Raw genomic sequence first — 15,660 nt, 5'->3', positions numbered from 1 at the left:
TCGCCTACATTTGTGATGACCCGTAGCCAAAAATGGATAAAGTCGAGTTTAGAGGTTGTTTGAAAAGTCTTTGGCTGTGATTTTAGGCACTTGTTGATCCCCCCTAACCCCCCTTAAAAAGGGGGGAACCGGAATCAAAGTCCCCCTTTTTAAGGGGGATTTAGGGGGATCTAAAACTTTTGATACCGATAAGAGGACTTTTCAAACATCCTCTTACAGCAGTTTTCATATATTTGAACTACATCTGTTGTAGGGGCGCAAGGCCTTGCGCTCCTACCGCGTCGTCTATTTACAGAAACTGACTGGAGTCGGAGCCACTTTGCCTCTGCACTACGTCTAATGGTTGGGTTCTTAAACCCCTTGATTTACGATAATAAAAAAATGGTGAGTTTTGATGAAGCTGTATAGATATATTATTTTAGCGATCGCTCTTATTTTTCTTGTATCTTGTCAATCAACACCCAAATCACAACCCGATGCCATTCCAGCAGCCCCATTGCAAAAAACAGTGACGCTGGATAAGAATTTTAAGATAGCCAGCGGTGAAACTCTTTATGTTCCGGTCTACTCTCATATCTATCATCACAATCGCCAAGAGATTTTTGAGTTAGCAGTTACGCTTAGTATTCGGAATACAGATTTGACTAATCCGATCGTTATTACTTCTGTGCGCTACTATAACTCAGAAGGGAAACTAGTTAAACAGTATTTAGAGCGCCCTATTCAACTTGATGCCCTAGCTTCGACAGATTTTTTTATCAATAGAAATGACACCAGTGGAGGTTTAGGCGCAAACTTCATTGTCGAATGGGTAGCCCAAACCGAAATATCCGAACCGATAGTAGAGGCAGTCATGATTGGTACTGACTTTCAACAAGGAATTTCTTTTATCAGTCCTAGTAGGGTAATTAAAAGTCAAAATAACAATAAGCGATCGCCTTTAAAATAGAAATTTTAAAAAGCTAATTTATCATTTCCTCGTTCCCATGTTCCGCACGGGAATGCATTCATTAAATTTCAGACTGCATCTATAGCTGGAGGCAACAGATACTAATCAGCCAAAACTCAAAGGTTTATCAACGAAGCTCAAAGGTTCATCAACGAAGCTCAGAGGTTCATTCACAAAGCTCAGAGGTTCATCAACGAAGCTCAGAGGTTCATCGACAAAGCTCAAAGGTTTATCAACGAAGCTCAAAGGTTCATCAACGAAGCTCAAAGGTTCATCAACGAAGCTCAAAGGTTCATCAACGAAGCTTAAAGGTTCATTCACGAAGGCCAGACTATCCCCAATGCCCAATGCCCAATGCCCAATGCCCCATCTTTAATCATCCTCTAATTTCAATAATTGTTCATCAAGAGTTTGTATCCGCCCACGCACAATTTCTTCTGAGAGAATTCGCTTCCGCATTGCTTCATTGAGCGCTCCTTTTTCTGCCAAGAGTAAACGTCGGCGAATAGCTTCAAGTTTACTGCTCTTGCCACTTCTACCTTCCACCTCATCAGGGCGACGATTATATAGTTCCCGCAGTATTTTTTCTGCACCGGCAATTCGTACCTGATAAGCTGAACGCATCTCTTCATAAACGGCTTTTGGTAATACCCCTGATTTCAATAGGCTATCTAATTCATCTTGTGCCGCCTTACCCGTCATCAGCTGGGCTTGCAACTCTTCAACCTGTTGCTGAACTTCAGAAAATTTAGATAACTTTAAGCGTTTAACCACCCAAGGCAAACTTAAACCCTGTCCCACTAACGACACCAGCACACAGCCGAAGACTATAGCTATCAAAACTTCTCGCCCTGGCAGTGTTGTAGGTAAACTCAATGCCAGAGCCATTGAGAGTGAACCTTTGATGTTGCCTAAAAACAGTAAATGTTGCCAGCGCAGCGGAATTGGACGGTCAATCCAACGAACTAATGCTAGTAGCGGATAAACTGTAAGAACTCGCCCGACTTGAAAAGCCAAAACTGCAAGTAGAATTGCAGGTAAAGTTTTCCAGAGTGTTACCAAATTTATTTCTACACCAATCAACAGAAAAATAAAGGTGTTGACAGTAAAACTGGCATATTCCCAAAAACTCAATAAAGTGATGCGGCTAGAAGCAGAAGTATTCCGAGAAAGCCCAAAATTCCCGAAAATCAATCCAGCAACAACTACAGCCACAGGGCCTGATACACCGAGAAATTGCCCAGCCTGAAAAGTTCCTAATGCAACTGCGACTGTCAGCAAAAGACTGCCAAGGGCATCATCTAAACGGGCGAATACAGGTATACTCAAGTAGCCCAAGACTAAACCCACAACGCAGCCTCCTAGAGAGATAAATAGCAGTTGTTGGATTCCCTCTACAAATGTGAGTGAGCCTGTTGAATATACTTGCACGATCAGGTTGAAGGAAACTAGGGCAGCGGCATCATTGAATAGAGTTTCTCCTTCAACAATGGTGGAAAGCCGCGAGGGTACTGGTATATCCTTAAATACAGCAATCATGGAAACAGTATCAGTGTTTGCCAGAATTACTCCGACAAATAATGCAGGTATCCAACTCAGTCCCAGGACAAATTTCAACAGGACAGCAATAATCGCACTGGAAATCACAGCCCCTGGCCCAGCTAGTAGGGCAATTGGTTTAAAGGTGCTGCGTAGGCGACTGACATCTGTATTAATACCAGCTTCAAAGATGAGAATTGGCAGGAAAAGATCCAAAACAAGGGTTGGACTTAAACCAATCCGACGAGACAATAACTCAGTGATGGGCAAACCTGCTATTACTAAACCCGTAACATAAGGGATTCCCAACCGCCGGGACAGCAAAGCTACACCTGTAGCCACAACCAAAAGAATAATTGAAACTTTGACTAATTCGGTAACATCCACTATTGCGTTTTAGAGAGTTAATTTGACTTGACTGATAGATTCTCTCTTCATTCATGCCAAATTAGCAAGTTCAGGGTGTGGGTTCAGAATAGAACGAGCCAGTACTCACTACCATAGCTCGGCAATCTTACCAGCAAACCCAGAGTCAAAGCGTAGGCGCAGTCCTTCGGCTGCGCTCAGGAACCACCCGTCGTTGGCAAAGCCTCTCGTAGAGAAGACCTCGCACTTTCTCCACTAACCTTGTGAACAAAACGGTTTAAAATAAATGCACAAAGTCAGAAAAAAAAAGCCAGGTTTTTTCGCTATCAAGCCTAAAAAACCCAGCTTTCTGTTGTATCTTTACTGAAACCCGATAACTCCCGGAATTTCAAGGACAAAATCTGCCCCATATACAGATGCAGGAGTCTGGAATCCTACTTTAACTTCGCCTTGAATCACACGTTTGCTCACTGTTACAGCCGCCAACGCCGTAAAATCGTATGCTTCCGGCCCTAAAAGCTTTGCAGTTACTTGTTGACCAGTTTCATCCTCAGCAATACCAATTACTCTAACTTGCCCCTTGGCTCGTTCTGCTGCCGTTGGCCCAGTGGGTAGAGTTTTAATTAGACTTGCTAAAGCACTTTGGAATAGAGACGAGTTAAATAACCATCCCAAATACTGGCTCGACTCCATCAGGAAGCCCACAGGATTAGGAAATACGGTATAAACCTCAATATTAGGAATACCCGTAGTCTGAAACGCAGTGATAATATCAGCACGCCAAGGGTTTGTTACTGCTGTCTCGGGCCCATAACCAAAATCAACTTTACGTCTTTTCGATGCTGGGCGAGATGGAATGAGCTTACCTGCTTCTCTGACTACCCCGATATGATGTAAAGTCGGCAGTACTGTATTTGCCGTTCCCTGAGATACACCGCCGACTGTTTCATAGATTAAAATCAGTCGCGTTGCAGCTGCTAACTTCTGTTTGAGGTAAGCAGCTACACAATCAGTAGGGACAACCCCAAATCCCACACCAGGGAGAAGCATTATCCCTGCACTTTTAGCCTCAGTATCTCGTGCTTGTAGCGCCTGAAATTCAGGTACTTCGCCAGCTATGTCTAAATAATGAGTTTTAGTTTGGAGGCAGGCATCAACAAGTGGCTTTGAGGTTTTGGAGAAAGGGCCAGAGCAGTTGATGACAGCAATTATATCCTCAAGAGAGCGAGCGATCGCCTGCGGATCGTCTAAGCCAAAAACCCGAAAGTTCAAACTTAATTCATTGGCTACAGCTGCTAGTGAACTTTGATTGCGTCCAGCTAAAATTAATTCCAGTCCGTTATTTTTAGCAGATTCAGCAATGAGTTTTCCAGCATAGCCAGTTGCACCATACAATAACACCCTTGATGTCATTATTATCACCAGCTAGGAATTAATTGTTCGCAATCTGCTGCCATAACCTGACTTCAGGTGGTTCAACTAAAAATTGTTCTGACTTTTCGTTCAAAGCTTTAATATACGGCTGCTGTAGATGTTGAGCTAAAATTTCCTGGCTGACCCAGTTTTCATGCAACAGAAACAAAGATGGGTCGTCAGCAGATTGGTGCAAATCGTAATTAATACAACCTTCTTCTGCAAGTGTAAGAGCTATTACAGGTTGAAATTCCTGCTTAAAATTGTCTTCTAAACCTGGCTTCACTTTTAATCGAGCGGTGACGGTTACTTTCTGATTTGACATTGTGATTCCTCTTTTTTAGTAAAACTAATTCAAGTATTAATGCTATTAATAATTTCCGAAGGCTTGAAGTAGTTGTAAGGTATGGGACGAGTTTGATTTCTAATATCTATTTGCCGTTCTATTTCGTGCAAATTCTGTTGAAATTGCACCACAATTTCCTGCGCCAATGGATCGGCAAACTCCTCATCATAAAAACCCAATTTGTCATAGTGGTACGATGTTAAAATCTCAGTCCACATCACCTGATCGGCAGCTTGTTTAAAAGGAGGAAGTATCTTCATGATAGTTTCCAAATCTACACCTTTAGTTTCTGGAATTGGGTGGTAGGCTGCATAGGGCATATTGGGTACAAAAGCCATATATTCGTACTGAGAAAAATTCAAAGCAGAGTGTAGAGGAGCGCAAGTGAATACTACCACACTGATGATTTCAATAAGTTGTTCTAGAGTCTCAATCTTGGCTGGCATTCCCTTGACTCTACCACCATCTTGAGCTACTAATTCTCTAGCCCAATTTTGCAACTCATAGTCGTCACTGATATCCTGTGAGGTTTGGTAATAAAGTTGCAAGTATTCAGCCACAAACTTTTCGACGGCATTCCATATTAATATGCCATCGTCCCGGAAAGGAAAGTGCGGTAAAATTTCTGGATCGTCTGTTTGACGACTTTTTATTAACCGAGGGAAGGTAAATTTTTCCACGCTCCATTCTCCATAAACCTTCGCCACAAATCCAAGAGATTCCGCCAATGAACCTGCCATAAACTCATCAACCGGGCCTCCAGGTTGCAAAAACTGAGTGCGTCCCAAATCGTTATCAAATAGCATGAAACGGAAGTGGGGTTTTAACAGTAAAGCGATGGGATGATTTTCTGCTAGTTGCCGCGCAGTGACAATCGCGAACGGAGCCATAACTGCATGAGTATAGGCAAAATGACTACCCAATTCTTGATGGTTGCCATCAGCAATTTGAACGCAGGTTTTTGCCAAAAACCAATCTAAATGGGGGTCATCTGGTGTATAAATTACGCTTTTTGCACCAGAGTCATGATTAATCTGGATAGCAACAGGTACTAGAGAACCACCATTAGGACTATCATTACTTTGCCAGTAAAATAGAGCTTGTGGCTTGGGAAGGTACTTTTTAACATTATCGTAGACACCACCTTGAATATTAGATAACAAAGGATAATCTAAGAAATACAGCTTGCCTTCCTTAAGTGCTTTTTCCAAAGTAAATTCTGTACCTGCAACCTTCTGAAAATGTTCATCCGTGACAGCAAAATTATCAGGTAATACATCAATTTTTTGGATAGCTAATGGGTTCGCTCCAGAGAGTCGTTGTTCTGCAAAACAAGAGTCTGTTTTGTAATTTTTTATAACATCGGGTTTTGGTAGGAGTGATAAAAGTTCTTCATATTCTTCCAATTCATCCAATGGATCTAAGAAGTTTCTGGCTTTAGCAGCTAGCATATTTGGTGCAAGGCTTGCCATACTTGCCAAACGTTTAGCAGTATATTCTGCCGAGAATATTTCCTTATGAGGAACTTTATCGATTACTGGTAGAGGAGCTAGATAATCGTAATTAAACTTGTACTCTTCTCGATTTTTATCTAGCCAATTGATTCGGACATTAACATCAGGATCTTTTTGTGGTAAATATGGTTTCACGATGATCTCCAATTCTATTTTTGAGCGGTTGCTAGTAAATGATTAACGTCAGGATTTAGCAAACAAGCTTCATTACAGAGTTTTCAGATACTCAATCAAAGCTTTTTTATTCTCATCAGATAAATCAGTGCCATAAATATGTCCCTGATTTGAATTAGCAGTTACCTTGGTATCGTATTTAAAACCTATAGCTTTGGCTTCATCTCCCTCAGTAATAAAACCAACTTTTTTCGGGTCGTAGACATCATATCCCCGATAGAAAACTTGAGGACGATTCTCTGGTTTCTCGAACAAATCTTGTAGAGATGGGACTGAACCATTATGTAAATATGGCGCTCTTAACCATAAGCCATCTAGGGAAACGGATACATACCCATTGGTTTTACGTAAGTTTTTGAAGTCCCAAGGGTAGCCATCACCAAAATGATTGTAAGTATCTGCTCCTTCTTGCGTCCACATATCTAACCGATGGCGGTCAGTTCCTACTTCTTCCACAGGGATAACAGTACCTGTTCTTTCCCCACCAAACGCGTGACAAGATGCACAAGTATTAGCAAAAATTTGGCTTCCTTTTGCAGCCACTTGCTCATCAATAGCAAATGGATATTTAGGAGGTGGTAGTTCTTGAATAAAATCTTCTACTCGTTGTAAATCGGCTACAGGAAGTGATTTTTTGGTAGCACCGTCACCAATTGCTCCAGTTTGAACAGTTTCTGTTAGTGAAGTTTCTAAGCCATCCCAATGAAGTGCAAACCCTTTGTGCATCTTTTGATTCCAAAGAGGCATCATATCAGAGTTGCCAATAGTGTTATCTTTAGGCAACTTTAAAGTATTGAATTTAACCGGATTAAAAGGATCAATTCGACCAGGCCCCCAGTTAGGACGGGAATCTGTCCAACTATAGTCTTCCTTTTGTTGCAGCAGTGCTTTCTTAGTTTGAGGAATTAGCAGATAGCGATAAAGTAAATTTTCTAACCAGGAAAGGTTGTAATTATATTTGATTTCGTCAAGGATATAATCTGCTGTAAATCTAGGATCGCCAGCAGTTGCACTCAAAAATCGTAAATAGCCTTGCGAATCAAACTTATTAGCAGGAGCAGCAGCCACAATTGTGGGTTTATCTTTCTCTGTTTTTCTATAGGTGGCAGTATGGCAAACAGCGCAAGTTATACCGACACGAGGGAAGCCAATGGTTTTTTTCGTAAACCCAACTGGCATTTCTTTACCCTCTTCCCATGTGATTCCCAAGGAAGTATAACCACCTGGCCCTGGTAATTTATCAGGGAATATTCGTGGTAGTACCAGCCAAATCCAATAGGGAACACCTTGCGCTTCTTCTGTGCCAATAGAACCATATTTAAAGTGTTCTTCAGGCGATTCATAATATGTGGGAACCTCTCGAAAAAGGTTGTACCATCCCACATACCCAACTACACCAGCTAAAACGATCGCAATTAAAACTATGCTTGTGATTACCCTACCTATTTTATTTTTAAGTATTGTCATGGCACTCTTTTGCTCCTTTGCAGAAGAATCTGTTTGTAGTGCAGGAATATATCTACACTAAGCTAGGGATAAAATTAAGATAATTGCTTCACTGGAATTGCAGCGATTGCATTTTGCTACGCATTGCTAGGGTTAGAAGAACTAGTTCCGCTAATCCAAAAAACAGGTCTACAAAGGCAATGGATAAAAATCCTTTATCTTGTCCAAAGAAAAGTACTGCACAAATGAAAAATGTTGATCCAAAAGCTCTTGAAGGAAATATTGATATCCAGGCAGTTGCCTGATATCGGTACGGATCAAGTGCCCCAGGAATATAAAATGCACTAATAATAAACAACAGCATTCCCGCAGCACGAACCCAGATAATTGGCTCTGGTATATGCATTTTCAGGAACGTCAGCATTAATTCTGGAAAGAAGCAAGAGGGAATGACAAAAAGCATATTAACAATAATGCCAACCCAAGTAACGCGACTAAACCATTTAGCGTAATTATTCATTTTTTCTCCTTTTAAAGCTTTTTCATGTACTCAACTAGGGCATTTTTATCTTCTGTAGGAAGATCGGTTCCATATAAATGACCACTGTTACTATTTCCAGGTTTTGTGGTATCGAACTTAAAGTATTGCTTACCGTTTTCTACACCGACATCAGATACAAAGCCAACTTTTGCTCTGTCAATGACATCGTAGCCACGATAGAATTCTTTAGGTCTATTTTCTGGTGTTTCTAGTAAATCCCGTAAGGTGGGGACTGAGCCATTGTGCAGATAAGGGCCACGTAACCAAACACCATCAAGGGGCATATTTGCATAGCCATTAGTCTTACGGAAATTCTTAAAGCGCCACGGATACCCTGTATACAGAGTATTTTGGTTAGACATCGTTTTGTAGGTATATGAGTCAAGACGATGAGGGTCTGTACCAATTTCTTGAATTGGGACAACTTTGCCTGTATATGCACCACCAAAAGCGTGACAACTAGCACAATTGCTTTGAAAAAGCTGTTCTCCCTTCGCTGCTATAGTTTCGTTAACTTCGTAGGGATATTTTGGTGGTGGTAGTTCCCATAACCAATCGGCAACTCTTTGAATTCGAGGCAAATCAATCGTTGTGGGTGTGACTCCAGCGCCTAAAGCTGCACTCTTATTTCGTTCATCAACGGAAGTGTTATTACCATCCCAATGTAACTGCAATCCCTCACGGGGTTTTTGATTCCAAACGGAAGGGAAATCAGAAGTACCAATCAGTTCATCCTCACGCAACTTATCCATTGGGAAATGAAATTGAATTGCTTTATAAGGATTAAAAGTATCTACTCTTCCTGGGCCCCAATCTGGTTGTTTTTCAACGAATTTAAGTCGAGATGCCTGATTAATTAGTGCATCTCTAGTTTGAGGAATTGCAATGAAGCGATAAAGTAATTTTTCAATGGGATTAATACCACCACTGATTTTTTCAATTTCTGGCAACATCCGGTTAGCAGTAAAGCGCTCATCTACACCAACTGCTGACAAGAATTTGATATATCCCTGCAAATTAACTACATTAGCAGGCATTGCCGTGATGACTTGATGTTCGCTATTGGGAGTATTTCGCAGCGTTCCTGTATGACATACAGCACAATTCAAGCTAACTCTATCGATAAAGACTCGCCTTTGCGAAAAACCTATAGGTAAATCTTTGTCAGGTTCTTTGATAAATCCTAAAGAAGTATAACCTTTTCCAGGTAATTTATCTGGGAATAATTCTGGTAAAACTTTCCAAATCCAGTAAGGAATGCCATTGACCGGTTCGCTGCCGATTGAACCATATTTAAAATGGTTTTCAATATCAGCATAATCCACTGGGGAGTTAGATAAAACAGGCCAAAGGAAAAATACTGCTACTGCTACAATACCTACAATTACAACCCAAATACGCTGGAAGATTCCTTTGATTGAGGTTGGAAGTAGGGTAGGGTTTGTTTGTTCAGTCATGAAACACTCCCCATTTTGTCGAGATTATTTGTAAGCGAAATTGTCGATGCGATCCGCATCGCTTGTTTATCTAGATAAATTTGCAAACTGAGTTTCATGAAAAACTGACATTACTTCTTCCATCATCTCTTCATAGCTATTGAAGCGATCCTGCTCGTAACAACCCAAAGGATTTTCAATTACATTCAGCAGACATTTATTGCAATAGGTACAGGGTTTATCTGCCAGGTCTTTACCTTCTTTAAAAGATTTAACTAAGTCATTATTAGCAATTAGGGTACGAGCCATTGTCACGCCATCACAATAATGCTCGCTAATTGCCTGACGAATATAAGAAGCTTGCTGTAAACCACCTGTACATAATACGGGAATATTAACGTGCTTTTTAATTTCTCTGGAATCTAGTAAGTTTCTGCCTTGATTCTCTATTAGTAGCTGTTTGATTTTAGGATCTTTTACATCATCACCACTAAATGCTTGAGGAGGCAATTGTTTTTTCACACGATTCCATAAAAAATTGAAAATTGGATGCAAAAATGCTTTGCGAAATAAAATGTAGTTGCGTGTAGTTTCTACGCCACTTGACAACATGGAATCATAAGTTTTAGTAATGATATCAAAATTAAAATCACCAATGGGATTGAGTGGGTGAGGAAATAAGCTACCAGTTGACACATGCATGGCATCAGCCCCAGCTTCTTCTGCCCATTGACAAACTTGGATAGAATCTTCTATGGTATTACCTGGTTTTTCCCAAAAGGTGACGGCGTTGTTATAGTCAACGGCACTAATTTTGAATTGCAGATGAAAATCGTTGCCTACTTCTTTGCGGATTGCTCTAATTACATCTAGCAAAAACCGCGCTCGATTCTCTAATGAACCACCATATTCATCTTGACGGTCGTTAATTCCAGAACTGAGAAATTGATTAAAAAGATATCCATTAGCACTGTGCAATTCTACTCCGTCTAAACCTGCTTCACGGGCACGTCTAGCGCCATCGGCGAAGTATTGGATTGTTTCTTTAATCTCTGTTATTGTCATCGCTTGACACAAAAAGCCGTGGAATGGCTCAGTTTGGCTAGTGGAACTTAAGGCTTTTTTTCCTAAGTTTTCTACACCACTAATATCTTGCTGTCGCCCCGAATGACTTAATTGCAAAATAAATTTACAGTCATATTCGTGGACTCTTTCTCCTACTTTTCGCCAAAAAGGAATGCGCTCATCACAGTTAATGGTGGCGTAATTGGGCATAATTCGTCCCCGGATGGCGACTGGGACAAAGGAACTAATAATCGCTCCTACACCACCACGAGCAAACTTTTCTTCCCAGTTGATTCGGGCTTGAGTACCTGAACCATCATAGTTATCCCATCTGCCAGAAATACTAGAGCGAAATATCCGATTTTTTACTGTGAGATTACGGAATCTCAATGGCTCAAATATAATATCGTTTTCCATGTGTTTCTCTGTCTTTATCTATTGTTTCGGCAATAAAATTAGGTGTCAAAATTATTCGTAGCACTAACAGTCTCGCCAGAGAACTATTTTTTAGGTCTCTGGGAGAGCAGTTTTTTATGTCTACAAATCTACAGTGGAGGTTTTCGGATGCGATCGCTAAGTATTAAGTTTTTGTTACTTAAATTTACTTAACCAGTTTCAGCATGGATATTTATCCTTATTGGTTTTTACAGTTATATAAAGACTTTTGCAATTTGTAAACCTATCGGTATTTACAGAGCAATTCTTAAAAAAAGTGAAAATTTCCGTCTTTTATTTTTCTTAAAAGGTTAAGGCAACCTTAAAAGTAGCTAAAAGGATCTGCTCACAATTTGTTACAAACCTAACCAAGTAGGTAGGAAATCGATATAACCATAGCAAATTGGTTATTGAAGACCATTGTAAATTTACAAATTTTTAAATTTTTGATGTAGAAATGTATAAAAGTTTATTGATGACGTTTTACAAAGTTGTGTAGTAACTTCATATATAACGAACCTCAGTAAGGTACATTAATCATCAAAATATCCCAAGACTAAATCTGGAAAATGGGAAATTGGTGATGAAGCATTAATGTACCTCTGCAAACGTGAGGTGCAGTGGGAAAGGTTTAGGTGTTACAACCAGAGAGTTTTATGAAAAAGACAAGTCTAATTTTTAAGGGCTGTCTGCTCCTCCTATTCGCGACTATGTTTATAGTCTGCGGTTTTTATGGAACGCCTACAGCTCTAGCCGATGAGTATAGTGAAATACCTACGTCCATAAGTACCGAGTATTCGGATACGGGTGTATCTGAATACCCTGATAACTGCGAGGGTATCGGTTATCTCCCAGAGTACACAAAGGAGAATTTGACAGATGCCGAAAAACGGGGTCGTTGCACTTGGTACTTATGGACTGGCGGTAATTCTAAGTACTATCGTGATTTAGCGAAGCGAACGCATGGTGGTGTTGACCTGCTAAAGCTGATTGACTCGCGCGTGCATGACGAGCGATTGCAACGTTATGGTGCAATTAACGATCCTGGATGTGAAAAGGCGACAGCACCAGATGAATATGGTTTGTGGCTAGATAAATGTAAAGATCCGCTCTCAACTGGTGTTATTGGGTTGCGTAAGTTCCAAAACCCCAACTTCGACTCGACAAAATGGAACCCTGTTGAATATGCCAAAACTTCACAAATTGAGCCTCCATACGTAATCGGGCAGTCCTGCGCCATCTGTCACGTAGCGTTAGATCCCCTCAATCCACCCAAAGACAAGGAACATCCCAGATGGGAAAACCTGGTACCAGCATTGGGTAATCAGTACATTAAGGAAAATAAATTATTTGCATCCAGCGTTGGAGAAAATAGTTTTGTTAAGCAAGTACTAGATTCTCAAAAACCTGGTACCTCTGATACTTCTCGGATTGCCACCGATCACATCAATAATCCGAATGCGATCAATGCCATTTTTAATTTAGGCGATCGCCCCAAATATCCAGAGGTGATGAACGATGGTTCAACCAAGGATGTTAATCATATTCTCAAGGATGGTGCAGACTCTACAGGAGTGGCAAATGCCTCACTACGCGTCTACGTCAACATTGGGATGTGCGGCGATTACTGGACAAGTCTTCATGAGCCTTTATTAGGCAGAACTCCCCAAAAACCTTTTGATATTGAAAAGGCGCGGAAGGAGTGCGAAGGCTGGAGACAGACAGAAGCACGCATGGCTGATGCCGAAGCATTCTTGAAAACCATCAAGCCGATGCACCTGAAAGATGCACCAGGTGGCGAACAGTTCTTGACTAAAGATGAGGAAGTTCTCAAACGTGGGAAGCTGGTTTTTGCCAGCACTTGTGCTAGTTGCCATTCCAGCAAAAAGCCACCAGCTGCGATCGCTGCTGACCCCGAACAGGCTCAAAAATGGTACGAAGAGTCTGTACTCAGTAGTAATTTCCTCGACCACAACTTCTTGTCTGATGACCAGCGTTATCCAGTTACTTTAATTGGAACCAATGCAGCGCGATCGCTAGGAACAAATGCCTCTAAAGGGCATATTTGGGATCAGTTCTCATCGAAGACGTTCAAAGAACTCCCTTCACCAGGTACTTTGACACTGTACAACCCCTTCGATCAGAAAAAACCCATCGAATTTAAGATACCTGATGGCGGTTTGGGATATTACCGTACACCCTCACTAGTGAGCATTTGGGCAACAGCACCACTTCTGCACAACAACACACTAGGACTTTACAACGAAGATCCTTCAGTGAAAGGACGTGTAGAAGCCTATACGGATGCGATGGAAAAGCTGCTGTGGCCTGAAAAGCGTGAGGGAATTATCAGCAGGACATCTAAAGATACCAAATTAGAGCTTCCTCCAGGAGATCCGAATCCGAGATTTAGGCTTCCTGTTCCTAAAGGTACGCCTGTGAATTTGCTAGCAAGCATCAATATGAGAGAGGCGATTACATCTCTGAATCTCGGCAGCCTTTTTCAAGACTTGAAACCGGAGGGTGGAATTAAGGGTAAGTTGGCACGTGTACTTTTAAGAGCCAACAAATCTCCTGATTTTGTAGAAGATGAGGGTCATTATTTTGGCTCAAATCTCCCAGATGAAGATAAGAAAGCCCTAATTGAGTTCGTGAAAACTTTCTAAGTACAGCTTTCGTGTAAAATCGTAGTGTTTTAAACGCAGAGAATTCGCTACGAATTAATAAAATGTTGTACTAAGACAACTTGTCTTGATATTCTGCACTCGTTTCCAGGTTAAATCTGGGAACGAGAAAAAATATTGATTAAATAGCAAGGATATATATGGCGTATTTACCAATCGTCTTCGTTCGTGGATATGCAGGTACAGAAAAAGACGTTGAGCAAACAGTCAACGATCCGTTTTATGGATTCAATAGTGGTTCAACCCATATTCGAGTAGATGAGAAGGAAAATCCCCAGAAGTTTTTTTTCGAGAGTCCATTGCTGCGGCTAATGACCGATCATGGTTATCAACCGATTGTTGACAATCAGAATGTAAGCAATCAGATTAAAAGATTGTCCGATCGACTTCATCAAACTATTTGGATCTATAGATTTTATGATATATCTACACCTAGTTTTGGCTCATCAAGTGTCGTTCGGCAGGAAATGGAGCAAATAGCTCAGGGTTTAAGAGACTTGATCCAGAATGTCAAAAAAACGACAGGTGCGGACAAAATTTATCTGGTTGCCCACTCGATGGGAGGTCTTGTTTGTCGCAGCTTGATTGAAAAGATTTATCCAGAACAAGGCGAGCAAGCTGCCGATCATATTGACAAATTCTTTACCTACGCTACACCTCATGGTGGTATTTATTTTGAGGTCGGGGGTGGCTTAATTGAAAATCTCAGGGACAGGTTTCAATTGAATAATTCTGATGACTTTGGCCCTCAACGGATGTACCAGTATTTAACACCTAATATTAAGCCAACGGCTGAGTTACCCGATAACTTTCAGCTACAACAATTACAAAGTATAGATAATGCATTTTCGCCAAGCCGCGTTTTTTCTCTAATCGGCACGAATGCACATGATTATGAAGAAGCTTTTGGTCTTTCACGCAATCTTGTTGGAGTGAAAAGTGATGGTCTAGTTCAGATTGATAAAGCTTATATCCTTGGATCTCATCGTGCTTATGTTCATCGCTCTCATGGTGGACGTTATGGCATATTGAACTCCGAAGAAGGTTATCAAAACCTGCAACGATTTTTGTTTGGTGATATTCAGGTGAAACTGTCTCTGAGCAATGTTGAGTTACAAGACCTGGACAAGAACTTTTATCAACTAGAAACTAGGGTGGCTTTGCGTGGTCTTCCTATTCCTATATATGAGCAAGCGATCGCTCATTATTGCCCAATTACACAAGAGTTAACCCGAACAGATAAACCTATTCCGCTATTTACAGCTTTCTTAATCCCCAGAAACTCAGTCAATGATGATAATACCTGTAGATATGCCTTGCGTTTAGCACTGCATTCCTTTACAAAACAAGAGACGAATTGGTTACGCGACCATCATCTCGACCAAGTACCTTTGTGGTCTGACTATCTAATTACTGATGTTGCCGAATCAAATAGCACTTATGAGGCTAAATACAGTTGGAATTCTGAAGAAAAAGAGCCAGTAACAAAATTAAATCCGACTTCAGAATCTAGTCCAGATATATATGTTGCGTATGTTTCTTTACCTGAACGCGGTCAAAAAATCTTAGGAACAAATGCAGCAGTTCGCTTGGAAATTTCCCAATGGCAATGAAAGAGGCAGAGGGAGCAGGGAGCAGGGAGCAGGGGGGCAGGGAGCAGGGAGCAGGGAGCAGGGAGCAGGGGAGAATAATAAATAACAAATGACAAATGACAAATGACAAATGACAAATGACAAATGACAAATGACAAAT

Annotated in this window: 12 protein-coding genes; 3 read left to right on the top strand and 9 right to left on the bottom strand. The window is 40.9% G+C overall.

The window, feature by feature from the left end; translation table 11 throughout:
• Window positions 1-394 precede the first annotated feature (394 nt).
• Entirely contained in the window at window positions 395-949 is a 555-nt protein-coding gene (locus RMY64_RS35415; protein WP_322673180.1) for a DUF3124 domain-containing protein, read from the top strand.
• A 105-nt stretch (window positions 950-1,054) separates the two neighbouring features.
• Here the strand turns inward: RMY64_RS35415 and RMY64_RS35410 are convergent, their stop codons facing one another.
• The 9 genes from RMY64_RS35410 to RMY64_RS35370 all read right to left on the bottom strand — a co-directional run bounded on the left by RMY64_RS35410 (window position 1,055) and on the right by RMY64_RS35370 (window position 11,206).
• Window positions 1,055-1,270, bottom strand: a complete 216-nt coding sequence (locus tag RMY64_RS35410; RefSeq protein WP_322702532.1) for a hypothetical protein — start codon at window positions 1,268-1,270, stop codon at window positions 1,055-1,057.
• Window positions 1,271-1,321: 51 nt separating this feature from the next.
• A complete protein-coding gene (locus RMY64_RS35405) occupies window positions 1,322-2,875 on the bottom strand; it encodes a cation:proton antiporter (RefSeq protein ID WP_322673178.1) in 1,554 nt (517 codons plus the stop codon).
• A 339-nt stretch (window positions 2,876-3,214) separates the two neighbouring features.
• On the bottom strand, window positions 3,215-4,267 hold the full coding sequence (locus RMY64_RS35400) for a saccharopine dehydrogenase family protein (RefSeq protein ID WP_322702531.1): 1,053 nt from the start codon (window positions 4,265-4,267) through the stop codon (window positions 3,215-3,217).
• A 19-nt stretch (window positions 4,268-4,286) separates the two neighbouring features.
• On the bottom strand, window positions 4,287-4,592 hold the full coding sequence (locus RMY64_RS35395; RefSeq protein WP_322673176.1) for a putative quinol monooxygenase: 306 nt from the start codon (window positions 4,590-4,592) through the stop codon (window positions 4,287-4,289).
• Between the two features lie 29 nt (window positions 4,593-4,621).
• Window positions 4,622-6,262 carry a lipoxygenase family protein gene (locus tag RMY64_RS35390; RefSeq protein WP_322702530.1) on the bottom strand — a complete coding sequence of 547 codons (1,641 nt, stop codon included), beginning with the start codon at window positions 6,260-6,262 and terminating at the stop codon, window positions 4,622-4,624.
• 72 nt (window positions 6,263-6,334) lie between these two features.
• Window positions 6,335-7,768: a c-type cytochrome gene (locus RMY64_RS35385; protein WP_322702529.1), complete on the bottom strand. Its 1,434-nt coding sequence runs from the start codon at window positions 7,766-7,768 to the stop codon at window positions 6,335-6,337.
• A gap of 88 nt (window positions 7,769-7,856) precedes the next feature.
• Window positions 7,857-8,267, bottom strand: a complete 411-nt coding sequence (locus RMY64_RS35380; RefSeq protein ID WP_194046581.1) for a hypothetical protein — start codon at window positions 8,265-8,267, stop codon at window positions 7,857-7,859.
• Between the two features lie 11 nt (window positions 8,268-8,278).
• On the bottom strand, window positions 8,279-9,745 hold the full coding sequence (locus RMY64_RS35375; RefSeq protein WP_322686529.1) for a cytochrome c: 1,467 nt from the start codon (window positions 9,743-9,745) through the stop codon (window positions 8,279-8,281).
• A 66-nt stretch (window positions 9,746-9,811) separates the two neighbouring features.
• The gene (locus RMY64_RS35370) at window positions 9,812-11,206 is read right to left on the bottom strand and encodes an NADH:flavin oxidoreductase (protein ID WP_322702528.1); all 1,395 of its coding nucleotides are present in this window, start codon (window positions 11,204-11,206) and stop codon (window positions 9,812-9,814) included.
• Between the two features lie 728 nt (window positions 11,207-11,934).
• Between RMY64_RS35370 and RMY64_RS35365 the strand changes: the two genes are divergently transcribed.
• Together RMY64_RS35365 and RMY64_RS35360 are read left to right on the top strand one after the other, a co-directional pair.
• Entirely contained in the window at window positions 11,935-13,890 is a 1,956-nt protein-coding gene (locus tag RMY64_RS35365) for a hypothetical protein (RefSeq protein WP_322702527.1), read from the top strand.
• A 158-nt stretch (window positions 13,891-14,048) separates the two neighbouring features.
• On the top strand, window positions 14,049-15,521 hold the full coding sequence (locus RMY64_RS35360; protein WP_322702526.1) for a lipase family alpha/beta hydrolase: 1,473 nt from the start codon (window positions 14,049-14,051) through the stop codon (window positions 15,519-15,521).
• Window positions 15,522-15,660: the final 139 nt, after the last annotated feature.

The sequence above is a fragment of the Nostoc sp. DedQUE08 genome (assembly GCF_034530895.1).
Classification (GTDB): domain Bacteria; phylum Cyanobacteriota; class Cyanobacteriia; order Cyanobacteriales; family Nostocaceae; genus Nostoc.
This window is presented reverse-complemented; position numbering and strand designations above follow the sequence as displayed.